Genomic DNA, 25,282 nt, shown 5'->3' with positions numbered 1-25,282 from the left:
TTCGTTAGGTTTACTGAATAAGTGCGGCGGCAGCCCTGCCCCCGCGAGGTACTGCTTTAGGCGGCCTTGGCCAATATTTGTCTAAATTGCGCGACGGTTTCCGCTGTCAACGGCTGCCGCTGATTGTCCCAGACCACGCCGTCCAACTCATCGGCCAAAATGTCTATGGTTTCCATGAAGTCGTCGAATACCGCCAATGGCGCATCGACCTCGCGCGGCTGCATGAAAAACACGATGCCGGGACAATAAAAGTCTTGTAGCCCGGTGTCGGGGAAAGTACCGGGATCGACCATGCTGGCGACCGCAAAATCGACCATGCGATTGGCATCGACGCGTTCGAATACCCGCACACTACCATAGCGTAAGCCCACACGTTCGAAAGCCTCGAACAGATCTTCGCCGTTAAATCCCTGATCGGCGCGCGCCACGATGCTGAACTCGATCAAGGCCGGCAATTCCAAACGCCGCGAATTAGCCAGCGTCGCGGCTTGTTTTTTCTCGACATCCTTACGCGAGGCATCGGGCGTGGGTTTTGGGCTGGGCTTGATGGCTTGATCGTCTAACAGAGCATCTCCATCAACCAACTCGGTGCCCAACGCAAAAACATCCATCTCATCGTCATCTTCCTCGACCGAAAACTCGTCAACCACTCGGTCGTCGTAAGAGTCCTCATCGTAATAATCGTCGGGCGTGCGTCTTTCTCGCAACGATTTGACGAAATGCCACAACACCATGCCGATCATCACCAGCACGCCGATCAAAATAATCACGACTCTTAATAATTCTTTATCCATTAGCTTTCTGCCATGCTCACTGCTTCATCAATATCAACCGCCACCATTCTGGATACTCCAGGCTCCTTCATGGTAACACCTGCCAGATGTTTTGCAATTTCCATTGTGACTTTGTTGTGCGAAATATACAAAAACTGTACGGTTGCCGACATGTCTTCCACCATCTGCGAAAAGCGCACGACGTTGGCATCGTCGAGCGGCGCGTCTACTTCGTCCAGCAAACAGAACGGCGCCGGATTCAATTCAAAAATAGAGAAAACCAAGGCGACAGCCGTCAAGGCCTTCTCGCCGCCGGACAACAAATGAATCGAGCTGTTGCGCTTGCCGGGCGGCCGGGCAATGATATTCACGCCGGCTTCCAGCAAATCGTCCTCGGTCAATTCCAAATATGCCTGACCACCACCAAACAAGCGCGGAAACTTCTCTTTCAGACCATTATTGATTTTGTCGAAAGTCTCCTTAAACCGTTGGCGGCTTTCTTTGTCGATTTTGCTGATCGCTTGATCCAGCGTGTTCAAGGCATCGACCAAGTCGTCATGCTGCTCGTTTAAAAACTTCATCCGTTCGGACTGGGTTTTAAACTCCTCAATCGCTGTCAGATTTATCGAACCCAGCTTTTCTATCTGATCAGTCAGCTCGTCGACGGCATTTTTCCACTTGGCTTCCGTAGCACCTTCGGACAGATTGGTTAGTATCGCCTCCGGATCGGCATCGACTTCTGTTAGTTGCTCGGCAATCGTTTGCTGCCGCACCCGGCTGTCCTGTTGCTCGAAACGCACCTGATCCAGCGCTTCTTTTTGTTTTTCCAAGGACCTTTGCGTTTGCGAATACTGTTCGGCCAACTGACTGACCGTCTGCTCGCTGGCTTGTTGCGCCTGGCGTTCGGATTGCAGGCTATCCTCGAATTCGGCTTTTCTCTCCAACAATTCTTCCAACTGCATTTTCTCGTCGTCGAGCGGCGCCAACGAATAGTGCAATTTGTTTTCCAACTCAGCGATACGGTCGGCCGATTGCTGATGCTGCAATTGCAAACGCTCGATCTGCTTGGCGGTCAGCACTTCCGACGATTTCAAGGACTCGATTTGCGCATGCAATCTGTGCAAATGTCGGCGCGCTTCATCGACCGAGGCGTCGGTGTTTTGCTGCTGGGCTTGAATCTGTTGATTCAGTTGCTCCAATTCGGTTTTCTTGTCACCCAGATCGCCCAAAGCTTGCTCGGCGTCCTGCTTAATCATCTCCGCTTCGGAGATGCTTTCGGCGTTTTCCGCCAGATGCTGGCTGATTTCTTCAATTTCGTGATCGAGTTGCTCCAGACGACGTTTTTGCTGCTCAAAGCGCGCGGACTGCGCACTATATTCGGCGCTTTTTGCGGAAAACTCGGCGCTGAGCAGTTTTTCTTTTTGTTGATATTGCTCGCGATTGCTCTCGGTAGCCTTCAACTCCTGTTCGGAATTGGCCAATTGCGCTTCGTCCTCGGCGATAACCATCTGCAATTCGCTTTGCCGCTGCTTCAGTTCACGTAATTCCTTTTCCCGGTGCAACACCCCAGCCTTGCTGTCGCTGCCCCGGCTGATCTTAATCCAGTCCTTACCCAGCCAAGTGCCGTCAGCCAATACCACTGACTCGTGCGCCTGCAAATTCATTTGCCGGGCTTGTTGCAGCGTTTCTGCGCAATAGATACCGCTTAATAGACTGGATAAGTCCCAGCGACTACGCAGCTTACTCGCCAAAGCCACCGAGTCGGCACTCGCGCCGGTTGGACTGACATGCGTTTCAAACACCACCAAGGATTGTTTGGTCAAGTCCTGCAACTCGCCCAGTATCGAATCGGCGCTATCCACACAGATCGCCTCTAAATAACTGCCCAACACCGTTTCCACGGCGGTTTCCCAGCCTTCCTCGGCATCCAGAAACTCGGCCAAGCGCGGTTGTTCCTCCAAGCCTACCTGTTCCAGCCAGACGCCCAACTCTTTTTTGTCCTTACCCATCGCATGCTGCTGCAACAATTCCAAGGAACTAATTTTACCGTTGACCTTTTGCAACTCTGCACGGCTGACGTGTAAGTTATCGTGCAGCTGCTTGATCGCTGGCCGCAGTTCGGCGATGCGTTGCAGAACGGCTTCCAGCTGTTGCTGTAACTGCTCGCGCTCGGCTTCGATCAACTCGATGCTGCTATCGAGCGTTTCCAATTCCAATTGCAACTGAGTATCGGCCAGGCCGCCGCGTTCGCCGTTTAATTTGTCCAGGCGCGTCTGCAACTGGCGGTTTTGATTTTCCAGCTGTACCAGTTTGGTCCGCTGCACTTCGGCTTGTTCGCGATAGCCGGCGTTCTCGGCCAAAAAGGCTTCCCACTGCTGCTGCCATTGCTGCTTTTGCTGATGCGCGTCTTGTTGAATGCCCAGCAAGTCTTCCTCGCGTTCGCGGGCCACGATCATGGTTTCCTCGGCTTCCAATAAAGTCTGGCGAATCTCCTCCAACTGCTGCCTGTCCTGCTCGCATTCCGATTGCGCCTGCTCGGCTTGCAGCTTCAAGCGATTGATTTCGACCAGGGTTTCTTCATGGCTTTTTTGGTTGTGCTTGATGGTCTGTTCCAGCCGACTGACTTCTGCAACCACCGCATAATATTCGGCTTGGGTGCTGTCCAGATGTTGTTGCTGAGCTTTCTGTTCGCCGCGTTTCAGCTCCATGGCTTTTTCGGTATCACGCAGCAACACGAACAAACGATTGTGTTCGGCGGCAATACTTTGCAGCTTTTCTTCCAGCTTCTGCGCGGAGCGCTGAAAATTTTGCCAGCGCATCGCCAGCAACTCTTGCTTGTATTGGCGTTCCTGCTTTTTTAGCTCGGTGTATTTTTCGGCTTTTTCGGCCTGCTTGGCCAAATTCTTGATCTGCTTTTCGACCTCATCACGCAGATCGTTCAGTCGTTCCAGATTCTCGCGGGTATGGCGCATGCGGGTTTCGGTTTCCGAACGCCTCTCTTTATATTTGGAAACGCCGGCTGCTTCTTCGATATGTACCCGCAAGTCTTCGGGCTTAGCTTCCACCATCCGGGAAATCGTACCCTGCTCAATGATTGCGTAGCTGCGCGAGCCGAGGCCGGTACCCAAAAACAAGTCGGTAATATCCTTACGCCGGCATTTGGAGCCGTTGAGCATGAATAGCGATTGGCCGTCGCGGCTGACCTGGCGTTTGATGGAAATAGTGGCGTACTGCGAATACTCGCCGCCGGCCTTGCCTTCGCTGTTATCAAACACCAACTCTACAGAGGCCATACTCACCGGCTTACGGCCCGACGAACCGTTGAAAATCACGTCCGCCATATTGCCGCCCCGCAAATGCTTAGCCGAGCTTTCGCCCATCACCCAACGCACCGCGTCGATGATATTGGATTTGCCGCAACCGTTGGGACCGACGATAGCGGTCAAATTGCCGCTGATTGGTATCGTGGTGGGATCGACAAAGGATTTAAAACCCGAAAGTTTGATTTTTTCCAGCTTCATGACTGGTTAGAGACGCTCAAGGCCGTTTACAAAGCCGGCTATTATCTTCGAAATGCCGTTTCGATTCGAATGGAATTTAAATCCGCTTAACACTGCACCTTAAACCGAACGAAGCATTTGGTCTCGAAAATCAATGTGTAAAAACATTGTTGTTCCAGCTTGACCAACCTGAGTTGTAAGCCTGGCGACAAACTCTAGCCGCCTTTAACAAAGTCGATCTCAAGTTTCGCGCATGCAGCGGCGTTGCGTGCAAACACCACCTCTTTACGCCTTTTTTACACAGCTAAAAATAAAATCCGCAGGTCGCCCAAAGTCGCCGGAAATAAAGCAATTTTAGGCATCTTCATTTATCTCGTTAACAGGAGAATGCATGCCGCAGGTTGCTTATCTGTTCGGTTTAGTGTCGCTGATATTTCCCGGACTCGGATTTGCCGAGCCGGCGACAGCAGCGCCGCAGTCCTTTCATCTTGATCTTACTCGACATTGGGTTGGCTACTTTTCGCTGGTCGTGATGGTCGTCGCATATATCTCGGCGATGCTCGAAGATGTAACCAATCTGCGCAAATCCAAACCGATGCTGCTGGCAGCGGCTTTAATCTGGTTTGTCATCGTCCTGGCGTATCAACAACACGGTAACAGCTTGCCGGCAACTACCGCTTTTAAGGGAAACTTGCAGGCTTACATCGAATTGCTGCTGTTCATCATGGTTTCGATGACTTATCTGAATGCCATGGAGGACATGGGCATTTTTGATGCGCTGAAGATCTGGCTGGTCAGCAAAGACCTTAGCTATCGGCGGCTATTTTGGATAACGGGATTTTTAGTTTTTCTAATTTCCTGTATCGTCAATGGCTTGACCGCTGGCCTGTTGATGGGCGCTGTCGTGGTAGCCGTCGGCAAAAATAGCCCACGCTTTGTCTCACTGGGTTGTTTGAACATCGTGATTGCCACCAATGCCGGCGGCACATTTAGCCCGCTGGGCGGCATATCGACACTGTTTGTTTGGCAACATGGCATGCTGGGTTTTACCGAGTTTTTCAAATTGTTCGTTCCATGTCTGGTAAATTTTCTGGTGCCGGCCGCAGCCATGCATTTTGCGCTACCCAAAGACAAACCCATTATCGAACCCCAGCAAATTTTGTTACCACGCGGAGCCAAGCGCATCATATTCCTGTTCGGCGTGACCATCGGCTTGGCGGTTGGTTTTGATATGGCGTTGGGCTTACCGGCGGCAGCCGGCATGATGGCAGGTCTGTCCTTGTTACAGTTCTTTTATTTCTACCTGCAAAAATCCGATAAACCAAGCAATCAGCAACAATCGGAATTTTCGCTATTTTTCGGTGGCGGCGATTTGAATTCCCTGTCTATAGAAGCCAAACGCCTGGATATTTTCGATAAAGTGGGCCGACTGGAATGGGATACCCTACTGTTCTTCTACGGCGCGATGATGGGAATCGGCGGCTTGGGCTTTATCGGCTATCTTGATGCCATATCTCAGGTGCTATACGGGCAATTTAGCCCGACACTGGCGAATGTGATGATCGGATTATCGTCGGCATTCGTCGATAACGGCACACTGATGTTTGCGGTGTTAACCATGCATCCCGATATTCCGCAAGGACAATGGCTGTTGCTGACCTTGACGTTGGGCGTCGGCGGCAGCCTCCTGGCAATAGGCTCCGCGCCGGGAATCGGTTTAATGGGCCAAGCCAAAGGACAATATACATTTGGCAGTCATATGAAATGGTGCCCGGTAATCATATTGGCATACTTTGCCAGCATCGGTACGCATATGCTGGTCAATGCCGGGTCTTTCTAAGCAGCTGAGCCGTTAAAAGCACCGATGAAACTCTCTGAAATTTTCGGCTCCACGCGGAATCTAGCGAATAACGAGCGTTTCATCGGCCATGCCTGGGGTGTAGCCGCGCCCTTCATTTGCACGCTGATTGATTGGCCTTTGCGCGACCTGTTGGGGCCGGCCAGCATACTGATGACTTACTTGCTGGGTGTCTTTCTGGTCGCCAGCCGCTATGGCCGTAGCCCATCCATTGTCGCCTCGCTACTCAGCGCGCCAACCTTTGCCTTTTATTTTGCCCGGCCAATTTTCTCGTTTGCGATTAGCGACCTGGAAAATATCGTCGGCTTGGCGGTGATGATCATTGTCGCGAACGTTACCGGCAGCTTGCTTGAAAAATCGCGCTTGCAAGCCGAATTAGCCAAACAACGGGAATCGCATACCAATGCGCTGTATCGATTGAGTCGCGACCTATCGGCAGCCCAGGATCACAACGCCGTCGCGCGCATCGCGGTCGAGCATATTGACAATGAATTCGGCACCGATTCGATGCTGCTGATTGCCAATACCGAGAACAGCCTGCAAATCCAGACAAATCAAGTATTGCCCATTTCATTGCGAAGCATCGACCTTACACTGGCACAGCAAGCCTTCGAGACGGGCGAAGTCAGACAGCAGCAGCCTTTAAGCTATTACGCGCTGCAAGGGTCTGGCGCTGTGCAGGGCGTGTTAACTATCCTAAAAAGTGAAGCCTTGACCAGACAAACACCGGAAGTAAACACCTTCTGCCATTTAATCGCGCAAACCTTGGAACGGCTTCAGCTAGCCGCCCAAGCCCGAGAAGCCAATCTACAAGCCGAAACCGAAGCCTTGCGCAATGCCCTATTAAGCTCCATCTCCCATGACTTGCGCACACCGCTGACCCGCATTATTGGCGCCGTTGGCACCGCCATCGAGAGCGATGCCGGATTATCAGCCGCGGAGCGCCAAGATTTAAATCAATCGGTATTGGACGAAGCGCAACGCATGTCTGAGCTCACCGGCAAAATTTTGGATATGGCCCGCTTGAGCAGCGGTCAGATCATTTTGCACCGCAGCTGGAACGCCATTGAAGAAATCGTCGGCAGCGCCTTGAACCGCCTGGATAAGCACTTGCAGGACAGACCGGTACGTACGCTGCTGCCGGATAGCTTGCCGCTATTGTGGATCGACGCGGTACTGATGGAACAGGTACTGGTCAATCTGATCGAAAACGCGGTTAAGTATACTGCGCCGGGCAGCCCCATTGACATCGAAGCCATAGCGCTACCGGAGCGATTCCGCTTAAGCATAACCGATTACGGCCCAGGCATTGCCAAGCATCAACAAACCCGGATTTTCGAGAAATTTTATCGCGGCGCCACCGAAACCCAGCAAAACGGGGTAGGTCTGGGACTGGCATTGTGCAAGGCTATCGTCGAGGCGCATGGCGGGCTTATTCAAGCCGATAACCGCGCCGGCAAAGGTGCGGAATTTAGTATCCAACTACCCCTGCATGCGCCGCCGCTGCTTGCAGAATCGGAAGCTCTGGGGAGCGTGGCATGACGGCAACGCCGTTGATTTTATTGATAGAGGACGACGCGCAAACCCGCCGTTTCCTGAAAACCAGTCTCAGCCATCGCGGCTGGTCCACAGTCGAAGCCGATTGCGGCAAATCCGGGCTGGCGATGCTGAATAGCGAACATCCCGACATCGTGATCTTGGATCTAGGGCTGCCTGACATGGACGGTATCGCGGTTACCCGACGCTTGCGGCAATTGTCGGATCTACCCATCCTGATTTTGTCGGCACGCAGCCAGGAACAAAACAAAATCATGGCACTGGATGCGGGGGCCGACGATTACTTAACCAAACCCTTCGGCAGCGGCGAGTTGCATGCTCGACTACAAGCTTTGATGCGGCGAGTGACGCGCAGCCTTGGCAACCAAGAGATTTTCGAAACCGGTCAGTTACGTGTCGATCTCACGCGTCGTAAAGTATTCGTCGCCGACAATGAAGTACGCATCACCCCTATCGAATATCGATTGCTCGGCATTCTGATTCGCCATGCCGGCTTGGTGGTCACTCATCGCCAGCTACTTCAGGAGGTCTGGGGCGCGGAACACATCCACGACCAACATTATCTGCGTATTTATATGGGGCAATTGCGCCACAAGCTGGAAGTCAACCCGGCGCGGCCCCGCTATTTACTGACCGAAGTCGGCGTGGGTTATCGCATGGCGATTGATGCTGATACTGACGTTTCCAAACCGCTTGTTTAATCGCTCAAGCCCGTTAATTTTTACGATTTTTTTATATATAAGTCCGTATATTTCGCCGCTTCGTTTTACCACCGACAACCGACCAAAATCTTGGCGCCTGATCCAAACACGCCGCCTCATCGCCCCAGCGCAAAAAATCCTTAAACTGCAATGTCTGCTGATCAAAACCAATCATCGATTAAAACTTTAACTTTAAGCGCCATCGGAGTCGTATTCGGCGACATTGGCACCAGCCCGCTATATGCCGTAAAGGAGGTGTTTCATGCCGGATTAACTACCGATACGGGGCACATCCTGGGGGCGTTATCACTGATTTTTTGGTCGCTTACCCTGGTAGTAACCACCAAATACGCAATTTTTATCATGCGCGCGGATAACAAAGGTGAAGGCGGCATTATGGCGTTATTGGCGCTGGCCTTGCAGACTGCTAAAGATAATCCTCGGAAATTTCAATATATCGTCACCACCGGCTTGATCGGGGCTGTACTGTTCTATGGCGATGCGATTATTACCCCGGCCATTTCCGTGCTGAGTGCGGTTGAAGGCTTGCAAATTATCACGCCGCAACTAGAGCACTATGTTTTGCCTGTAACCTTCAGCGTGTTGGGAGCTTTATTCATGATCCAGGCGCGTGGCACAGAGGCGGTCGGCAAATTGTTTGCGCCCATCATGTGCGTTTGGTTTGTGGTATTGGCAGTCATGGGAGTGATCAATATTGTCCAGCAACCGGAGGTCTTGCAAGCAGTTAATCCCTATTATGCTTTTAGCTTGCTACATGAACTTGGCTGGCAGGGCTACTTGATAATGGGGTCTGTTGTGTTGGTCATCACCGGCGCGGAAGCCTTGTACGCCGACATGGGACATTTCGGCTTGAAACCGATCCGTTTCGCTTGGTTTGGCTTTGTCTTTCCCGCATTATTGCTAAATTATTTCGGACAAGGCGCACTCTTGATCGGGCATCCAGAGACAATAGAAAACCCCTTCTACCTAATGGCACCAACTTGGGCTTTGTACCCGCTATTGCTGCTTTCGACCTTAGCGACAGTGATAGCGTCGCAAGCAGTTATCTCCGGGGCATTTTCCCTCACACGACAAGCCATTCAATTGGGATATTCACCGCGTATGAACATCCGCCACACATCCGGCGACGAAATGGGGCAAATTTACATCCCAGCAGTGAACTGGTTGTTGATGACATCGGTGTTTATCTTGGTCGCCGGCTTCAAATCCTCCACGGCACTGGCTTCCGCTTACGGCTTGGCGGTGACCGGCACCATGATTACCACCACCATATTGGCATTTATCGTAATTTCCGAGTTATGGCATTGGAACAGGTTCACCAGCATCAATTTTCTATCGTTTTTCTTAGCCCTGGATATCTTATATTTTCTGGCCAATAGCATGAAAATTACCGAGGGTGGCTGGCTGCCAATTACTGTTGGGGGCGTCTTGTTCGTGCTAATGACCACTTGGATCAAGGGCCGCAAGCTGCTTGCCAGAAACATGGATGAAAAAAGGCTGATGTTCGAAGAGCTGGAGCAGCAAATTCAAACCCATCCATTGGAAACCGTTCCCGGTACTGCAATTTATTTAGCGAAAAACCTGCACGGCGTGCCGCAAGTACTGCTACACAACCTGGAACACAATCACGTTTTGCACGAGCAAATGGTGGTTATGACGATCGTCACCAAAAACTTACCGACCGTAGAAGAATCCCAACGTATCAAACTTCGAGTTTTCGGTGAAACAGGCAAATTTTTTCGGGTGAAACTGTATTTTGGCTTTCAAGACGAGCCCGACATGCGTCGCGCCTTGCAGCTTTGCGCTAAGGAAGGATTGGTAATCGATCAGAAAACAGCATCTTTTTTTGTCGCCAGCGAGAAATTGTCTTTCCGCCGCCACTGCCCGATGCCGCAGTGGCAGCGCGCGTTATTTCGATTTTTGTATCACAACGCCTCAAGCCCTACTGAGTACTTCAAAATACCGGTGGATCGGGTGGTTGAGTTGGGTATGCGTATTCTGTTGTAGACGGATGCTGCAACCAGCTCAAGACTGGCATGCAGCACTTTAAGAATACAACTCATGCTAGTTCAACAAAGCACCCAATTTGGACAGCGAACGATTGGCAACAGCGGATTGAGCTTGACCTGGATTGTTTTGGATGTCCGAGATCAACTTTCCAACCACCTGCTGCGCCTGCTCCGGACTGTTGATTCTGGCCTGACTGTCGCTATTTTGTCCGCTGGCGGCCTGCGCCAATTTCAAAGATTCCTGGGACAAACTGACCGTGTCGCTTGGACTTGGCTCGGTTCTTTCGACCTGACTCTGAGAATTCGCAGCCTTTCTGCGCTCTGCCAATTCTTCAATAGCGCCGGCTTTTTGCTCTCTGGATACGCCTTGGCTAGCCAAGGTATTTTGGTTTGGGTATGTAGTGTTGATTTCCATCGTCGACTCCCCTGCAAATTGAACTTACATTCTAGCGGTTTTTACGATTCGCCTTAACGATAATTTTACATCATTCGCCGCAAGTTGTTGACAATTGTGCGAATCAATTGTTTCGACTCGTTTAGGAAGAACAAACCCGTAACCCCACACACCCGCTACCGCAAAATCATACGATAACTCATTGAGTTTAAATGCTTAATACGTTATCGCATCTTAGCTGGTAAAATATGACCAGACTTAACCGGCGGACGTCCAATTCGCCACTCTGGAATCCCTAGCAACCCAAATCAAGCAATGACTACAAAACCCAGCGCAGACCTTACCACTTTCGAGAACCCCAGGCCGGCGCGCGACTTTACGATTCGCATCGACATCCCGGAATTTACCTGTTTATGCCCGATGACCGGCCAACCCGACTTCGCCAAACTGGTTCTGGAATACGTACCTAACAAATTGTGCGTGGAACTCAAGTCTTTAAAGCTGTATATGTGGACTTTTCGCGAGCGTGGTGCCTTTCATGAAGCGGTTACCAACGAGATTCTCGACCATATCGTCGCAGCCACGTCACCAAACTTTATGCGCCTGCGCGCCGAATTCAATGTACGCGGCGGCATTTACACCACGGTGATCTCCGAGCATCGCGACCCAAGCTGGCAGGCACCAGAATTGGTCAATCTGCCTTAAACCTGACGTGAGCGGTAGAACCTTCTATAACAGCGACATTGCCGTTGCGCTAAAGTACGACGGCAAAAATGCGCCCAAAGTTACGGCTAAAGGCGAAGGCTTTACCGCTCAACAAATCCTGGCCATCGCCGAAAAACACGGCGTACCGCTGCAAAACGAACCGGAACTGGCGCGCATTTTGGCGCAAGTCCCGCTCGGCGAGGAAATCCCCCAACAACTCTATATTGCCGTCGCCGAAGTCATCGCCTTTGCTTATTTCATCAGCGGCAAAACCCCCGATTCCGAATCATGAACTTAAAAGAAATCTTTACCGTGCTGCCGCAATACGCGTTGCCGCATCACGCCCTTTCCGGCTTGATGTCCAAATTGACCCATTGCCAAAACAAAACCTGGAAAAACCTGTTTATCAAATCCATCGTGCAGATGTACGGCGTGAATTTGCAGGAAGCCAAGTTTCAAGACCTGGATCACTATCCTAGCTTCAATGATTTTTTTACCCGAGAATTAAAAGACGGTGCCAGACAAATTGCCTCAGCAGCCGACGCAATAGCCTGCCCGGCGGACGGCGCGGTCAGCCAAGCTGGACCGATCAGCAACGGTCGTATTTTCCAAGCCAAAGGCCACGACTACAGCGCGCTGGAATTGCTGGGCGGCGACGCCGAACGGGCACAGGCCTTTGAAAACGGTTCCTTCGCCACCATTTACTTATCGCCGAAGGATTATCACCGACTGCATATGCCCTTAACCGGCACTTTGAAAGAAATGGTGCATATTCCCGGCCGGCTGTTCAGCGTGAATAACACCACGGTCGGCGCCGTGCCCAATCTGTTCGCGCGCAACGAACGCGTAGCTTGTATTTTCGATACCGACGCCGGGCCGATGGCTTTGATTCTGGTGGGCGCGATTTTCGTGTCCAGCGTCGAAACCGTCTGGCACGGTGTAGTAACGCCGCCGAGCATCAGCGCACCCAGAACTTGGCGTTATGAAGAAAACGCACCGACTCTTGAAAAAGGCGTGGAAATGGGCAGGTTCAATATGGGCTCAACCATTATCGTCTTGTTCGGTAAAGAAAAAACAGCCTGGAACGACGACTTCACCAGCGGTAAAGCGGTGCAACTGGGCGAGGCAATCGGCCGGACGCTAGCATAAGCCGGGCAAATCGACAGCGTAATGTGATAAGCACTGCTAGTGTGGCATAATGCGCGCCTGTCCGCCCGGCCGGACCATTAAAACGACGATAACAATAAGAGGATTACCATGAGTTTCTTGATTTCTGATGCGCTGGCCCAAACAGCGCCCACCGCCGTACAACCCGGTTTTGAAGGCATGCTGTTCCCGTTGGGCATTCTGATTTTTTTCTATTTCCTGTTCATCCGCCCGCAATCCAAGCGCACCAAGGAACAAAAACAAATGCTGGCAGCGCTGGGTAAAGGTGCCGAAGTCGTTACCACCGGCGGCATCCTCGGTAGAGTGGCCGAACTGGACGACAACTTCGTCAAATTGGAAGTATCCGATAACAGCTTTATTCAAGTACAGCGCCACGCCATCGCCAACATGATGCCCAAAGGCACTTACAAAACCTTGAACAGCAAAAAAACCAAAGAATAAGTTTGCTTTAACCCTGCGATATCCCCCGCTTTTATTCGCAACAGCCTGGCTGTCACTGCTTTTAATGGAATAACCATGCAAAATCATTTCCCTGTCTGGAAAAACATCCTAGTAATTTTCGTGCTGCTGGTTGGTACGATTTACGCGTTGCCTAATCTTTACGGCAACGACCCGGCAGTGCAATTGGCTTCGTCCAACCCGACGCCATTGCAGCAGTCTCAGGCTGACGCGGTCGCCGCCAGCATCAAAAACGCTGGTTTCGCGCTGAAAAGCTTCGAATTTGCCGAAGGCAAAATTCTGGCGCGGTTCAACAATACCGACGATCAAATGAAAGCGGCGGATATGCTGCGCGAACAAATGTCCGGCAAAGCCACAGTCGCCTTAAATTTAGCACCCGCCACCCCTGCTTGGCTGCGCGCTTTCGGTGCAAACCCTATGCATCTTGGCCTAGACTTACGCGGCGGGGTGCACTTCCTATTGGAAGTTGACATGGACAGCGCGCTGAAGCAGGCTGAAGAACGTTATACCAACGATATTCGCTCGGCCTTCCGCGATGCAAAAGTTCGTTATCAATCAGTTTCGAAGGAATCTGGTGGCATCAAAGTCGTGCTGCCTAACGAAGAATCCAAAGTTGCCGCCACGGAAGTGCTGAACAAAGATTTCCGCACACTGGATTTAGTGGAAAGCGGTCCGAATGAATTTACGTTGAACATCCCCGAACGTAACCTGCGCGAAATCAAGAAAGCGGCGCTGGGCCAAAACATCACCACACTACGCAATCGGGTCAACGAACTGGGCGTAGCCGAGCCTATCATTCAGCAACAAGGCGATAGCCGCATCGTCGTGCAATTACCCGGCGTGCAAGACACTACCCGCGCGAAAGAATTGTTAGGTACCACCGCCACACTGGAATACCGTTTGGTTGACGTGGAGCATGATGTGCAGTCGGCCCTGGGCGGCCACGAACCTATCGGCAGCCGTTTATATAAAGACAAAAACGGCGCCCCAGTACTGTTGAAACGCGCGGTTATTGTTACCGGCGACCAGATCACCGATGCATCATCAGGCTTGGACCAAGACGGCTCACCTGCCGTATTCATCACGCTGGATGGTGTCGGCGCCAAGAAAATGGGTAAGATGACCCAGGAAAATATCGGTAAGCCGATGGCTGTGGTATTCATCGAGTACAAATCCGAGACTAGAGTCGTTAACGGCGAGAAAGTCCAGCACAAAGAAAAAGTCGAAAAAGTCATCAGCGTCGCCACCATCCGCGACAGTTTCAGCAAACGCTTCCAAACCACCGGTCTGGATAGCCCTGAAGAAGCCCGCACCTTGGCCTTACTACTCAGAGCAGGCGCATTGGCCGCTCCGGTTGAAATCGTCGAAGAACGCACTGTTGGCCCTAGTTTGGGTCAGGAAAATATCGATCAAGGCATGATGTCGATTACCGCCGGCTTCCTGCTGGTCGTATTTTTCATGGTCGTTTATTACCGCGCTTTCGGTTTGATCGCCAACTTTGCTTTGTTGTTCAACGTAGTGCTGCTGATCTCCATCATGTCGGTGTTGCAAGCCACCCTGACCTTGCCAGGCATGGCCGGTATCGTGTTAACAGTGGGTATGGCGGTGGACGCCAACGTACTGATCAACGAACGGATCCGCGAGGAACTGCGCAACGGTCTCAGCCGGCAGGCAAGTATTTACGTCGGTTACGAAAAAGCGTTTGCGACCATTCTCGACTCCAACGTGACTCACTTCATCGTCGCTGTATTGTTGTTCGGCTTCGGCACAGGCCCGGTTAAAGGTTTCGCGCTGGTCTTGATGATTGGTATCGCCACTTCGGTATTTACCGCCGTCACCGGCACCCGGATGTTGGTCAACTGGTTCTACGGCAACGATCATCGCGCCGACAAAATTTCCATCTAGCCGAAAAACTTTAGGTTCGGCGCCGCAAACCGGGCCGCTTCGGCGGTTCCGGGAAAGCACTATTCGGCCGGGTGTTTTTCAACACCCGGCCTGACAAGTTATAATGCGCAATTAATTTTTCAATCACTATCCTCACTGGAGTTACACAATGGCAATCGAACGTACTTTCTCAATCATCAAGCCTGATGCAGTCGCTAAAAATGTGATTGGGGAAATTGTCAGCCGCTTCGAAAAAAACGGCCTGCGCATCGTCGCAGCAAAAATGCTGCAATTAAGCCAAGAACAAGCCGAAGGTTTTTACGCAGAGCATAAAGAGCGCGGTTTTTTCAAAGACTTGGTCAGCTTCATGACTTCCGGCCCTGTCGTTGTGCAAGTGTTGGAAGGCGAAAACGCGGTTCTGAAAAACCGTGAACTGATGGGCGCCACCAATCCTAAAGAAGCCGCACCCGGCACCATTCGCGCCGACTTCGCGGTCAGCATCGACGAAAACGCCGTCCACGGTTCCGATGCACCGGAATCCGCTGCACGCGAAATCGCTTACTTCTTCTCAGCTGATGAACTCTGCGACCGTATCCGCTAAGCCAGCATTGATTAATCTGCTGGATTTCGACAGGAAAGGCCTGCAAGCCTTTTTTGTCGAGCTCGGCGAAAAGCCGTTTCGCGCCACTCAAGTGCTGAAATGGATTTATCAGGAAGGTGTCTCCGATTTCGACGAGATGACCAACTTGAGCAAATCGCTACGCAGTCATTTAAAAGAACACTGCCACATCAAGGCCCCGGAAATCGTCGCCGAACAACTGGCGTCCGATGGCACGGCCAAATGGGCGGTGCAGATGCACTGCGGCAATCGGGTGGAAACGGTTTACATCCCCGAAGAGCGTCGTGCCACCCTGTGCGTATCCTCGCAAGTGGGCTGCGCACTGGCCTGCACCTTTTGCTCGACCGCCAAACAAGGCTTCAACCGCAACCTGTCCACCGCCGAAATCATCGGCCAGCTCTATCTGGCGCAACAAAGACTGGGTCCGGAACGCCGCATCACCAACGTGGTGATGATGGGTATGGGCGAGCCTCTGCTGAACTTCGATAACGTCGTCGCAGCAATGAATTTAATGATGGACGACTTTTGCTACGGCCTGTCCAAACGCCGCGTCACCATCAGCACTTCCGGCATCGTCCCGGCGATGAAACGCCTGAACGACGTCTGCGACGTCAGCGTCGCCGTGTCCTTGCACGCCCCGCATGACGCATTACGCGACCAGCTGGTGCCGATCAACGTCAAATATCCGCTAAAAGAATTGATGGAAGCCTGCCGCGAATATGCCAAAACCGGCCCGCGCAAGCACATTACCTTTGAATACGTGATGCTGGACGGCATCAACGACAGCCCGGAAGACGCGCGTACCTTGGTCAAACTATTGAAAACCGTGCCGTCCAAACTGAATTTGATTCCTTTCAATCCGTTTCCGCAATCGCACTATCGCTGCTCCAGTAACGCCGCTATCCTGAAGTTTCGGGATATTCTGCATAATGCCGGCATCGTCACCACCGTCCGCAAGACCCGCGGCGAAGACATAGACGCGGCCTGCGGGCAATTGGTCGGTCAAGTACAAGACAAAAGCCGCAGACATTTAAAGCTGCAAGCGCAAGGACTCTCGCATGGTCAATAGGCGAACAGCTCGCGGATTAGTGCTGATGAGCTTGTTGCTAGGCGCCTGCGGCTTGCTGCCGGAGACCCGCGACACGATGAGCAACGCCGAAAAAGCCAAACTCAATTTGCAAATGGGCGCCCGCTACCTGGACATGGGCATGCTCGAAGTCGCGAAGGAAAAACTGGAAACCGCCGTGCGGCTGGATTCCAGCAATCCGGAAACCCATAACGCGCTGGCGGTCTTCTACGAGCGCATCAAGCAAACCGAAGCGGCCAGCGACAGCTATCAAACAGCCTTGAGTAAAGACTCGGATAACTTCAGCATCAAGAACAACTACGGTCGTTTTTTGTGCGAGCAAGGCAAATTCGACAAAGGCGTCGCCCTGCTGCAAGAATCCATGGCGTCGCCCATGAATACCCGGCCCTGGTTCGCGCTGACCAATTTGGGCGTTTGCCATGCAAAGCAAAACGACATGCAACGTGCGGAAGACTATTTTCGTCAGGCACTGCAATCTCAGCCGGATTATTCGCCGGCCTTGCAGGAGATGCAACGTATCAGCTATCAGAACGGCCAGTTCATGTCGGCCCGGGCGTTTTTAGAACGCTACCTGGGTGTCGCCAAACATACCCCGGAAACGCTGTGGATAGCGTTTCAAACCGAACGGGCGCTGGGTAACAGCAAAATATCGGAAGAATACCGCGAGCAATTGATTAGCTCATTTCCTGCTTCCAAAGAGGCTCAACAAGTAAAAACCGCGATCAGCAAATAATCCGGCATTAAAGCATCATGGCAAAACAACAACAGGCCATTCAGGCCATCCGCGGCATGCACGACATCCTTCCCGAGCAATCGCCTTATTGGCAATGGCTGGAAGGCCAAGCCAGACAAGTTCTGGGCGCGTACGGCTATCAGGAAATCCGACTACCCATCGTCGAAAAAACCGAGCTGTTCAAACGCTCGATAGGTGAAGTCACCGACATCGTCGAGAAAGAAATGTACACCTTCGACGATCGCAACGGCGACTCCCTGACTTTGCGCCCTGAAGGCACTGCCGGCTGTTTGCGCGCCTGCCTGGAGCACGGTTTATTACACAATCAAAGCCACCGCTTGTGGTATTACGGACCGATGTTCCGTCACGAGCGCCCGCAGAAAGGCCGATACCGGCAGTTCTACCAACTGGGCGTGGAAACCTACGGCATGCCCGGCCCGGACATCGACGCGGAGATCATCGCGCTGACCGACAGGCTCTGGAAGCAACTGGGCATTCGCGACAAAGTAGAGTTGCAAATCAATTCCCTTGGCACCAGCGAAGAACGTCTGGCCTATCGCGGCAAACTGGTCGAATATTTCCAACAACACCTGACGGTTTTGGACGAAGACAGCCTGCGCCGTCTGGAAACCAACCCATTACGCATTCTGGATAGCAAAAACCCGGATATGCAGGCCATGTTGCAACAAGCGCCGGTGTTGCTTGAGCATCTGGGTGAAGAGAGCCTGGCGCATTTCAACAGTTTGAAAGCCACCTTGGATGATCTGGGTATTTCCTACCAATTGAACACCCGCTTGGTGCGCGGCCTGGATTATTATGGGAAAACCGTATTCGAATGGGTCACCGAGCATTTGGGCTCGCAAGGCACCATCTGTGCCGGCGGCCGCTATGACGGCCTGATCGAACAACTGGGCGGCAAGGCTAATCACGCTATCGGTTTTGCGATGGGCATGGAGCGCATCCTGGCCCTGCTCGAGTTGCTGGATAACGTACCGGTCGAACGTACCACGGACGTCTACATGATACGCGTCGGCGCCAGCGCCGAAGTGGCCGGCATGCGCTTGGCCGAACGCATTCGCGATGCGATTCCCGGCTTGAAATTGCAAGTCAATTGCGGCGCCGGCAGTTTCAAGAGCCAATTTAAAAAAGCCGATAAATCGGGTGCCGAGTACGCCATCATCATCGGCGACGACGAAGCCCAACGCGGCGAAGCGGCTTTGAAACCCTTGCGCATCGACGCCGAACAAAGCACGCACAATCACGACCAACTCCTGCAAACCCTGCAAGACTGGCACAGCCGATAATCCCTTGTAACCTGAGAATAGAAGAGAACTACCGTGGCAATTTACGATACCGAAGAAGAACAGCTGGAACAGTTGAAAAAATGGTGGGAAGCCAATCAAACTTCATTGATCGCCGGCGTGGTCACCGCCATCGTCTTGGTGAGCGGCTGGAATCTCTGGCAAAACCACCAATTGGAAAAACGCGCCCAAGCCTCACAAATGTACCAACAATTATTGGACAGCGCGGCCAAGGACAATAGCGAATCCACCGAAAAACTGGCGGAACGCTTGCCTATCGAATTTCCGGGTACCGCTTACGCCCACTATGCCGGCCTGCAAATGGCCAAAAGCAAAGTGCAAAAAGGCGATCTGGAAGGCGCTAAAGTGATTCTGGAAAAATCGATCAAGGATGCCGACAGTGATGAATTAAGACACGTGGCCCGTCTGCGCCTGATTCAATTAATGCTGGCTACCGGTCAATACGAACAAGGCTTGCAACTGATCGCTGCGGTCGATCCGGCCAAATCCGAAGGCTTTTCCGCCAGTTACGACGAATTACAGGGCGACCTGTACGTCGCGCTGGACCGCTTGGACGAAGCCCGTAGCGCTTACCAAAGCGCAATCAGAACCGGTCAAGCCACCCCGCTGACGCAGTTCAAGCTGGACGACGTCGCGACGCCGAGCAACTCTGCCCCGGCGACCGCCAATTAAGCTCACTCCAACGGATACACGCTTTAGCATGTTAATCAGGAACTTCAGATACCGCTCACTTTTCCCGCTGCTTGCTTGTCTGCCTATGCTGGCCGGCTGCGCCGGACTGGATGCCGGACGCGACTTTATCTCGGGCTTAACGGAATATATCACCGGCGACGACGACAACGCCGATCCACCGGCCGCCTTGCAGGAATATACCCCTGAAGTGCAAGTCGAGGTGCTGTGGAAGGAATCAATCGGTAATGGCGCGGACGAAAAATATCTGAAACTGATACCCGCAGTTGCCGAAGGCACTGTGTATGTCGGCGACAACAAAGGCCATTTGCAAGCTCGCGGGGCCGGCAACGGCAGCCTGACCTGGGAAAACAACACCGATTACAGCTTCTCGGCGGGTCCCGGTCTGGGTGTACATACGGTGGTGATGGGTACCAGTACCGGCGAAGTCATAGGTTTTGACAAAGCCAGCGGCGAACAACGCTGGAAAGTCGACGTGCCCAGCGAAGTATTGGCCGCTCCCGTGGTGAGTCGCGGGATCGTCATCGTCCGGACCACCGACGGCAAGATCATCGGCTTAAAAGAAGATAACGGCGCACAACTCTGGACCTTCGAGCACAACGTACCGGCCTTGAGTATCCGCGGCACCGGCGCGCCCATCATCATTGACGACAATGTGATCGCCGGCTCGGCTAACGGCAAGCTGGAAGCCCTGCAATTGAAAGACGGTAAATCCATCTGGGAAGCCACCATCGCGATTCCGAGCGGCCGTTCCGAAGTCGAACGTTTGGTCGATCTGGATGTCGATCCGGTCGCCGCGCGCGGCGCGATTTATATTGCCGGCTTCACCGGCGGCGCGTCCTCTGTTTCGGAAGTGGACGGCGACGTACTGTGGCGCAACGAAGCGGTGTCGTCCTACACCGGCCTAAGCCTGGATTATCGTTATCTTTATGTCAGCGATACGCAAAGCGAGGTTTGGCAGCTCGATCAACGCAGCGGCGCCTCGTTGTGGAAACAAAAAGACTTACACAACCGCCAATTGACGGCGGCGGTGGTATATCAAAATTATGTGGTAGTCGGCGATTTCGAAGGCTATGTACATTGGCTGTCCAATAGCGACGGCCGCCAATTGGGCCGCATTCAGGTCAGTAAAGCGGCGATAGAAGCCAAGCCGGTAGTCGTGGACGACACTGTTTTCATCTACGCCAAAGACGGCACCTTGGCCGCCTTGAGAGCAAAATAAATCCATGTTACCCGTTATAGCCCTAGTGGGCCGCCCCAATGTGGGCAAATCCACGCTGTTCAATTATCTAACCCGCAGTCGCGAAGCATTAGTCGCCGATTATCCCGGCCTAACCCGCGATCGGCAATACGGTCGCGTCAAACGCGGCGAACGCGATTGTCTGATAGTGGATACCGGCGGTATTACCAACGAACAAGAAGGCATAGATGTATTCGCCAAGAAGCAGGTGGAAATCGCCTTGCAGGAAGCCGACGTGGTGTTTTTCATGGTCGACGCCCGCGATGGCCTGAACGCCACCGACGAAGCCATCGCCGACATGCTACGCAAGCTCGGCAAACCGGTGGTGCTGGTGGTCAATAAAGTTGACGGCATCGACAGCAATACCGTGACCAACGATTTTTATAGTCTGGCGCTGGGCGAGCCCATCGGTATCGCCGCCACCCACGGCCGCAATGTCCACGACTTGCTGGATCGCATCGACGAGCTGTTGCCGGTGGTCGCGGACGAATTCGAAGAGCAAGATCCGGGTATCGCCATCGCGATTGTCGGCCGGCCGAACGTCGGTAAATCGACGCTAGTGAATCGCCTGCTCGGCGAAGAACGCGTGGTGGTATTCGACGAAGCCGGCACAACGCGCGACAGTATCTATATTCCCTTCGAACGCAACGGCCAAAAGTTTACCCTGATCGATACCGCCGGCATGCGCCGCCGCTCCAGGGTATCGTTGACGGTGGAAAAATTCAGCATCATCAAATCGCTGCAAGCCATCGAGAAAGCTCACGTGGTCATTTATTTGATTGACGCCCGCGAAGGTGTGACCGATCAGGATGCGCATATTTTAGGTTTGGTGCTGGAAGCCGGCCGGGCCTTGATCATCGGCTTGAATAAATGGGATGGCCTGAACGCCGAACACCGCGATTTCGTGAAAAAACAGATCGAAATCAAATTGTCGTTTCTGGAGTTTGCAGAAAAACATCCCATCTCTGCCTTGCACGGCAGCGGCGTCGGCAAGTTGTTTGATGTGGTGCATACTCTTTACGACTCGGCCATGACCGACATGTCAACGCCATTGCTGACCCGGATTTTGACCGACGCGCTGGCCGCGCATCAGCCGCCATTGGTCGGTGGCCGCCGGATCAAATTGAAGTACGCGCACCAGGGCGGCCGCAATCCGCCGGTAGTAGTAATACACGGCACCCAGACCGACTCCCTGCCCGGCGCCTACAAGCGCTATTTGATGAATTATTTCCGCGACCAGTTGCAACTGACCGGTACACCGATACGCTTGGTATTCAAGTCGCCGGAAAACCCGTTTCAAGGCCAGAAAAATCCGCTAAGCGATCGCCAAGTTAAAAAACGCAAACGCTTGATCGATTTCAGTAAACGGAAAAAATAACAACTCAAGATACCTGGAGCATTCTTATGGCAACCATCACTTTCCAAGGCAAGCCGATCAACACTATCGGCGACTTACCGTCGGTAGGTACGCAAGCGCCGGATTTCCAGCTAACCAATAGAAAAATGCAGGACGTGGGCTTGGCTGAGTTCGCCGGCAAACGCAAAGTGCTCAATATTGTCCCCAGCCTGGACACCCCGACTTGCGCCACCTCGACCCGCAAATTCAACGAAAAAGCCGCACATCTGGACAATACCGTGGTGCTGGTAGTCTCCGCCGACCTGCCCTTCGCGCAAGTACGGTTTTGCGAAATCGAGGGCATCAAACACGTCGTGCCGCTCTCGACCTTTCGTTCCAAATTTGCACACGACTATGGCGTCGAACTATTGGACAGCATTTTGGCCGGTCTGACCGCCCGCGCTATCGTCATCATCGATGAAAACGACAAAGTGATCTACACCCAACTGGTCAGTGAAATTGCCGATGAGCCGGATTATGTCAGCGCCTTGGCCGCTCTGCATCAACCGTAATCCAGAGCGCCGAGTCAAATTTTCAACTCGGCGCAAAGAACAGGCTAAAGATCTATCTACGTCCGGGCTACTCCTAGCCGCAGAAATTATTAAGCCTTGGCCTGGCGTTCCGCTTGATCGTACATCGCGCAAAATAGCTGAATAACCACAAATATCATGCTCCGAGTGGTTCGAACCGCTTCAGGGTCGGCCGGGCTTTCGGCGACATATTCGCTGATCGCTTCGTCCATGAATTTAACCAAGCCCACTTGCGAATTGCTATCGATCATACGCTCGGTAAATCGGTTCTGAAATTTGTCGCGGAATTTCGTATCCATCTCCTTACCCGGCATGAATGCTTGCAACTCCGTATCGAGCAAGGTGGCGGTATTCTGCAACCATTCCATGTTCAATTCCCGCTGGTTCGGCAAATCGCCGAAAGCATGCCTGAATACGCAAATCACATCGAAGCAAAGATCCATGAATACATTCGCCAGGAGCCGATCTTTGTCGGCAATCAAAGCCGAAAACACCCCAAAGATGGTTTGCGCCAAGGCGCTCTGCTCAGTTTGGAATTGCTGAAGTATGGCGCGGCCAGCATTTTCATCCTGGCTTTTGGCGTATTGCAGGGCCTGATACAACTCTCGGTCGGTTAATTCACGCATCGTCATTTCTAAATAAGTTCAACAAATATCCAGACGATATAGTATCAAGCCGATGCCTGATAACGGATATTTATAGTGTGTCTAGGACTATTAAACCGCCCCCTTAATATTGTTGCTCCCGCGCTGTGGGCGCCCAGCTTGCAATTGAATGCGCTACGTGGGACTGAGGTATTTTCAGAGATTTTCTTTAGTTAACCAGCGTATGGCCGCGTTGACGCATGCAGGTTTTAAATGCCCGTTTAACGCCCTCGTTAGCTTTGTAACCTTCCCATAATCCTGCGGGAATAGCCAAAATAGCGCCACCCGCAGCACCGGTTGCAGCACTGCCGGCTATCGCACCGACTGCCGCGCCACCCGCCGCACCGGTAACCGCACCGACACCCGCGCCCATACCGATTTCTTTGGTGATATCCGACGCTTGTTCCGCCAGTGACTTGCACTCGACCATGTCGCGCTGCGTGGTATCGGGGTGTTGGTCTAAGCGCGGATCGATGATCGGATGCCAGCCACTCATGGATGCGCAGCCGCTGGTTAATGTGGCAAGTACCAAAATAGTGGGTAAATATTTTTGTGTCATTTTTTCTCCAAAAACAGACAGGTTTAAATCGTTAGATAAAATTTCGACATTTATGCTTGAGACATAGAGGAATGCCGCTGCGGGAGAGATGCTTCGGCACGCATTAGAGTTGATAAAGTTGCGGGATATTAGTGCCGGTGGGTTTGTACCATTCCTTAAAATCTATCGGCAGCTCGAGTAAGGGCGCTGTTATGCAATATTTCAATAGGCCGTCAATGGCAACATAAGTGCCGCCGCCAATGCGTTTTTCGCCAAGCTGTTGATTCATTAAAGTATTCGAGTCGCACATAATCACTCCGTAAGTTATTCACTTGCGGAAAATTCTAAGTTTGGCGACTTAAAATCTACTTAAGCTTTGATTAGGATCCGGTTAAAAGCGGCTGCCTATACAGCTCACGCCGAACCGGCGTCATGCTCGGAAAGGCTTTGCAAAACCTGGTTAATTCTACTTTGTTAGATTACATTACAACCTTTGTCAAAGGTCGTCATTCCGGCATGGATCGCCGGAATCCAGGCTGCATGGATAGCTAGAAGGCTGTCATCCGTGGCACTGGATGTCCACTCTTGTGACCTGTGGGTATCCCAGCGGGCATGAAGACCTAGAAAATAATCTGACAAAGTAGAATTAAACAGACAGTATATTCAAATGAATACCCTCACCCAACTCCAGACAGATATAGACACGCGCGTAAAAACCATCCGGGACAGCCAATCCGATTGGCTATGCCGCCAGGGTTGCGACGGCTGTTGTCGTCGGCTTGCCGCAGTACCCAAAATCACAGAGGAGGAATGGCATTGTCTGCAAGAAGGCCTAATGGCCTTACCCCCGGAGCAACTTCAGGAAATCGGCCGGGCAATAGCCGCGCAGGCCGGTCAGACATCGCGCCCGGTCATCTGCCCGCTGCTGGACAAAGCGAAAGGCGCCTGCCGGGTCTATGCCCACCGCCCTATCGCTTGCCGAACTTACGGTTTCTATGTCCAGCACGACCTAGGGCTTTACTGCAAGGACATCGAATCGCGCGTAAGCGCCGGCGCGCTGAGCGAAGTGGTGTGGGGCAACCATGACGGCATTGATCATCGGCTACTTGCGCTAGGCGAGTCGCGCGAATTACCGGAGTGGTTTACGGATTGGTTTCTAGCAGACTTGAAATGAGGCTCCAGCCTCGCAGTGAACTGATTGGGGGCAATGCGAACAAATACTTGCCACTTCCGACAATAGATCATTCTGCTTTTCCTCCTGAATTTGCCGCAACAAATACGCATTGAATTTATTGTCGGGTGGCTTGATATATAGCGGATAGCCGAGCCCGAGTAACAAAGTGCTGGCGAACTGGGCTTTGCGACCGCCATTGTCTATCATCGATACCTCTTCCAAGTATCGCGCAAGCGGGCAATTTCGCCCGTAGTCTATTTTGTTCATTACCGTATGCTTTT

25 protein-coding genes are annotated in these 25,282 nt (G+C 52.4%); 18 read left to right on the top strand and 7 right to left on the bottom strand.

Going from position 1 to position 25,282, the window contains the following annotated elements; translation table 11 throughout:
• Window positions 1-56: 56 nt before the first annotated feature.
• Together A1332_RS06625 and smc are read right to left on the bottom strand one after the other, a co-directional pair.
• Window positions 57-794 carry a cell division protein ZipA C-terminal FtsZ-binding domain-containing protein gene (locus A1332_RS06625; RefSeq protein WP_064007767.1) on the bottom strand — a complete coding sequence of 246 codons (738 nt, stop codon included), beginning with the start codon at window positions 792-794 and terminating at the stop codon, window positions 57-59.
• On the bottom strand, window positions 794-4,294 hold the full coding sequence (smc, locus tag A1332_RS06620) for a chromosome segregation protein SMC (protein ID WP_064007766.1): 3,501 nt from the start codon (window positions 4,292-4,294) through the stop codon (window positions 794-796). Before smc ends, A1332_RS06625 begins: the two co-directional genes overlap by 1 nt.
• A gap of 370 nt (window positions 4,295-4,664) precedes the next feature.
• On the opposite strand from smc, the gene nhaD reads away from it, so the two are divergent.
• The 4 genes from nhaD (at window position 4,665) to A1332_RS06600 (ending at window position 10,417) form a co-directional block, all read left to right on the top strand.
• Window positions 4,665-6,113: a sodium:proton antiporter NhaD gene (nhaD, locus tag A1332_RS06615; RefSeq protein ID WP_157203963.1), complete on the top strand. Its 1,449-nt coding sequence runs from the start codon at window positions 4,665-4,667 to the stop codon at window positions 6,111-6,113.
• Between the two features lie 24 nt (window positions 6,114-6,137).
• On the top strand, window positions 6,138-7,673 hold the full coding sequence (locus tag A1332_RS06610) for a DUF4118 domain-containing protein (RefSeq protein ID WP_064007765.1): 1,536 nt from the start codon (window positions 6,138-6,140) through the stop codon (window positions 7,671-7,673).
• Complete coding sequence (locus tag A1332_RS06605; protein ID WP_064007764.1) at window positions 7,670-8,389, top strand: response regulator; 720 nt, start codon at window positions 7,670-7,672, stop codon at window positions 8,387-8,389. The genes A1332_RS06610 and A1332_RS06605 overlap by 4 nt, the downstream gene beginning before the upstream one ends.
• A gap of 150 nt (window positions 8,390-8,539) precedes the next feature.
• Complete coding sequence (locus tag A1332_RS06600) at window positions 8,540-10,417, top strand: potassium transporter Kup (RefSeq protein WP_064007763.1); 1,878 nt, start codon at window positions 8,540-8,542, stop codon at window positions 10,415-10,417.
• A gap of 57 nt (window positions 10,418-10,474) precedes the next feature.
• Here the strand turns inward: A1332_RS06600 and A1332_RS06595 are convergent, their stop codons facing one another.
• Window positions 10,475-10,834, bottom strand: a complete 360-nt coding sequence (locus tag A1332_RS06595) for a hypothetical protein (RefSeq protein WP_064007762.1) — start codon at window positions 10,832-10,834, stop codon at window positions 10,475-10,477.
• A 294-nt stretch (window positions 10,835-11,128) separates the two neighbouring features.
• Between A1332_RS06595 and queF the strand changes: the two genes are divergently transcribed.
• The 13 genes from queF (at window position 11,129) to tpx (ending at window position 22,627) form a co-directional block, all read left to right on the top strand.
• Entirely contained in the window at window positions 11,129-11,518 is a 390-nt protein-coding gene (gene queF / locus A1332_RS06590; protein ID WP_064007761.1) for a preQ(1) synthase, read from the top strand.
• A 7-nt stretch (window positions 11,519-11,525) separates the two neighbouring features.
• Entirely contained in the window at window positions 11,526-11,810 is a 285-nt protein-coding gene (locus A1332_RS06585; protein WP_064007760.1) for an EscU/YscU/HrcU family type III secretion system export apparatus switch protein, read from the top strand.
• Entirely contained in the window at window positions 11,807-12,667 is an 861-nt protein-coding gene (asd, locus tag A1332_RS06580) for an archaetidylserine decarboxylase (protein ID WP_064007759.1), read from the top strand. Before A1332_RS06585 ends, asd begins: the two co-directional genes overlap by 4 nt.
• Window positions 12,668-12,775: 108 nt before the next feature.
• A complete protein-coding gene (gene yajC, locus A1332_RS06575; protein ID WP_082879572.1) occupies window positions 12,776-13,126 on the top strand; it encodes a preprotein translocase subunit YajC in 351 nt (116 codons plus the stop codon).
• 75 nt (window positions 13,127-13,201) lie between these two features.
• Complete coding sequence (gene secD / locus A1332_RS06570; RefSeq protein ID WP_064007757.1) at window positions 13,202-15,049, top strand: protein translocase subunit SecD; 1,848 nt, start codon at window positions 13,202-13,204, stop codon at window positions 15,047-15,049.
• 148 nt (window positions 15,050-15,197) lie between these two features.
• Window positions 15,198-15,629, top strand: coding sequence for a nucleoside-diphosphate kinase (ndk, locus tag A1332_RS06565; protein ID WP_020485277.1), 432 nt, complete (start codon window positions 15,198-15,200; stop codon window positions 15,627-15,629).
• On the top strand, window positions 15,604-16,716 hold the full coding sequence (rlmN, locus tag A1332_RS06560; RefSeq protein WP_064007756.1) for a 23S rRNA (adenine(2503)-C(2))-methyltransferase RlmN: 1,113 nt from the start codon (window positions 15,604-15,606) through the stop codon (window positions 16,714-16,716). Before ndk ends, rlmN begins: the two co-directional genes overlap by 26 nt.
• A gap of 25 nt (window positions 16,717-16,741) precedes the next feature.
• The gene (gene pilW, locus A1332_RS06555; RefSeq protein ID WP_231890229.1) at window positions 16,742-17,467 is read left to right on the top strand and encodes a type IV pilus biogenesis/stability protein PilW; all 726 of its coding nucleotides are present in this window, start codon (window positions 16,742-16,744) and stop codon (window positions 17,465-17,467) included.
• Window positions 17,468-17,484: 17 nt separating this feature from the next.
• On the top strand, window positions 17,485-18,771 hold the full coding sequence (hisS, locus tag A1332_RS06550) for a histidine--tRNA ligase (protein WP_064007754.1): 1,287 nt from the start codon (window positions 17,485-17,487) through the stop codon (window positions 18,769-18,771).
• A gap of 33 nt (window positions 18,772-18,804) precedes the next feature.
• On the top strand, window positions 18,805-19,461 hold the full coding sequence (locus tag A1332_RS06545) for a YfgM family protein (RefSeq protein WP_064007753.1): 657 nt from the start codon (window positions 18,805-18,807) through the stop codon (window positions 19,459-19,461).
• A gap of 28 nt (window positions 19,462-19,489) precedes the next feature.
• On the top strand, window positions 19,490-20,701 hold the full coding sequence (gene bamB, locus A1332_RS06540; RefSeq protein WP_064007752.1) for an outer membrane protein assembly factor BamB: 1,212 nt from the start codon (window positions 19,490-19,492) through the stop codon (window positions 20,699-20,701).
• 4 nt (window positions 20,702-20,705) lie between these two features.
• Window positions 20,706-22,097 (top strand): ribosome biogenesis GTPase Der, encoded by a 1,392-nt coding sequence (der, locus tag A1332_RS06535; RefSeq protein ID WP_064007751.1) that lies wholly within the window; start codon window positions 20,706-20,708, stop codon window positions 22,095-22,097.
• A 26-nt stretch (window positions 22,098-22,123) separates the two neighbouring features.
• Complete coding sequence (gene tpx, locus A1332_RS06530; protein WP_064007750.1) at window positions 22,124-22,627, top strand: thiol peroxidase; 504 nt, start codon at window positions 22,124-22,126, stop codon at window positions 22,625-22,627.
• An 89-nt stretch (window positions 22,628-22,716) separates the two neighbouring features.
• On the opposite strand, the gene A1332_RS06525 is transcribed toward tpx, so the two are convergent.
• From A1332_RS06525 to A1332_RS06515, 3 genes are all read right to left on the bottom strand, one after another.
• Window positions 22,717-23,271, bottom strand: a complete 555-nt coding sequence (locus A1332_RS06525; protein ID WP_064007749.1) for a hypothetical protein — start codon at window positions 23,269-23,271, stop codon at window positions 22,717-22,719.
• A gap of 187 nt (window positions 23,272-23,458) precedes the next feature.
• Window positions 23,459-23,848 carry a glycine zipper family protein gene (locus tag A1332_RS06520; RefSeq protein ID WP_064007748.1) on the bottom strand — a complete coding sequence of 130 codons (390 nt, stop codon included), beginning with the start codon at window positions 23,846-23,848 and terminating at the stop codon, window positions 23,459-23,461.
• Between the two features lie 103 nt (window positions 23,849-23,951).
• Complete coding sequence (locus A1332_RS06515; RefSeq protein WP_231886643.1) at window positions 23,952-24,116, bottom strand: hypothetical protein; 165 nt, start codon at window positions 24,114-24,116, stop codon at window positions 23,952-23,954.
• Window positions 24,117-24,494: 378 nt separating this feature from the next.
• Between A1332_RS06515 and A1332_RS06510 the strand changes: the two genes are divergently transcribed.
• On the top strand, window positions 24,495-25,001 hold the full coding sequence (locus A1332_RS06510; protein ID WP_064007746.1) for a YkgJ family cysteine cluster protein: 507 nt from the start codon (window positions 24,495-24,497) through the stop codon (window positions 24,999-25,001).
• On the opposite strand, the gene A1332_RS06505 is transcribed toward A1332_RS06510, so the two are convergent.
• Window positions 24,984-25,282: hypothetical protein (locus tag A1332_RS06505; protein WP_231890228.1), on the bottom strand; the 299-nt coding region annotated here is incomplete at its 5' end. The two genes, A1332_RS06510 and A1332_RS06505, sit on opposite strands and share 18 nt — an antisense overlap.

This window comes from Methylomonas methanica, assembly GCF_001644035.1.
Taxonomy (GTDB): domain Bacteria; phylum Pseudomonadota; class Gammaproteobacteria; order Methylococcales; family Methylomonadaceae; genus Methylomonas; species Methylomonas methanica_A.
The sequence above is the reverse complement of the archived record's forward strand: the minus strand, read 5'-3'. Positions and strand labels throughout refer to the sequence as shown.

What these genes read in the sequence shown, in the direction of transcription:
- yajC (WP_082879572.1), top strand. Translation starts at nt 12,776, where the DNA reads ATGAGTTTCTTGATTTCTGATGCGCTGGCCCAAACAGCGCCCACCGCC.
- A1332_RS06515 (WP_231886643.1), bottom strand. Translation starts at nt 24,116, where the DNA reads ATGAATCAACAGCTTGGCGAAAAACGCATTGGCGGCGGCACTTATGTT.
- smc (WP_064007766.1), bottom strand. Translation starts at nt 4,294, where the DNA reads ATGAAGCTGGAAAAAATCAAACTTTCGGGTTTTAAATCCTTTGTCGAT.
- A1332_RS06600 (WP_064007763.1), top strand. Translation starts at nt 8,540, where the DNA reads ATGTCTGCTGATCAAAACCAATCATCGATTAAAACTTTAACTTTAAGC.
- A1332_RS06525 (WP_064007749.1), bottom strand. Translation starts at nt 23,271, where the DNA reads ATGCGTGAATTAACCGACCGAGAGTTGTATCAGGCCCTGCAATACGCC.
- hisS (WP_064007754.1), top strand. Translation starts at nt 17,485, where the DNA reads ATGGCAAAACAACAACAGGCCATTCAGGCCATCCGCGGCATGCACGAC.
- ndk (WP_020485277.1), top strand. Translation starts at nt 15,198, where the DNA reads ATGGCAATCGAACGTACTTTCTCAATCATCAAGCCTGATGCAGTCGCT.
- A1332_RS06605 (WP_064007764.1), top strand. Translation starts at nt 7,670, where the DNA reads ATGACGGCAACGCCGTTGATTTTATTGATAGAGGACGACGCGCAAACC.
- A1332_RS06520 (WP_064007748.1), bottom strand. Translation starts at nt 23,848, where the DNA reads ATGACACAAAAATATTTACCCACTATTTTGGTACTTGCCACATTAACC.
- rlmN (WP_064007756.1), top strand. Translation starts at nt 15,604, where the DNA reads ATGAACTCTGCGACCGTATCCGCTAAGCCAGCATTGATTAATCTGCTG.
- tpx (WP_064007750.1), top strand. Translation starts at nt 22,124, where the DNA reads ATGGCAACCATCACTTTCCAAGGCAAGCCGATCAACACTATCGGCGAC.
- A1332_RS06625 (WP_064007767.1), bottom strand. Translation starts at nt 794, where the DNA reads ATGGATAAAGAATTATTAAGAGTCGTGATTATTTTGATCGGCGTGCTG.
- asd (WP_064007759.1), top strand. Translation starts at nt 11,807, where the DNA reads ATGAACTTAAAAGAAATCTTTACCGTGCTGCCGCAATACGCGTTGCCG.
- A1332_RS06510 (WP_064007746.1), top strand. Translation starts at nt 24,495, where the DNA reads ATGAATACCCTCACCCAACTCCAGACAGATATAGACACGCGCGTAAAA.
- secD (WP_064007757.1), top strand. Translation starts at nt 13,202, where the DNA reads ATGCAAAATCATTTCCCTGTCTGGAAAAACATCCTAGTAATTTTCGTG.
- queF (WP_064007761.1), top strand. Translation starts at nt 11,129, where the DNA reads ATGACTACAAAACCCAGCGCAGACCTTACCACTTTCGAGAACCCCAGG.
- bamB (WP_064007752.1), top strand. Translation starts at nt 19,490, where the DNA reads ATGTTAATCAGGAACTTCAGATACCGCTCACTTTTCCCGCTGCTTGCT.
- A1332_RS06610 (WP_064007765.1), top strand. Translation starts at nt 6,138, where the DNA reads ATGAAACTCTCTGAAATTTTCGGCTCCACGCGGAATCTAGCGAATAAC.
- der (WP_064007751.1), top strand. Translation starts at nt 20,706, where the DNA reads ATGTTACCCGTTATAGCCCTAGTGGGCCGCCCCAATGTGGGCAAATCC.
- pilW (WP_231890229.1), top strand. Translation starts at nt 16,742, where the DNA reads ATGAGCTTGTTGCTAGGCGCCTGCGGCTTGCTGCCGGAGACCCGCGAC.
- nhaD (WP_157203963.1), top strand. Translation starts at nt 4,665, where the DNA reads ATGCCGCAGGTTGCTTATCTGTTCGGTTTAGTGTCGCTGATATTTCCC.
- A1332_RS06595 (WP_064007762.1), bottom strand. Translation starts at nt 10,834, where the DNA reads ATGGAAATCAACACTACATACCCAAACCAAAATACCTTGGCTAGCCAA.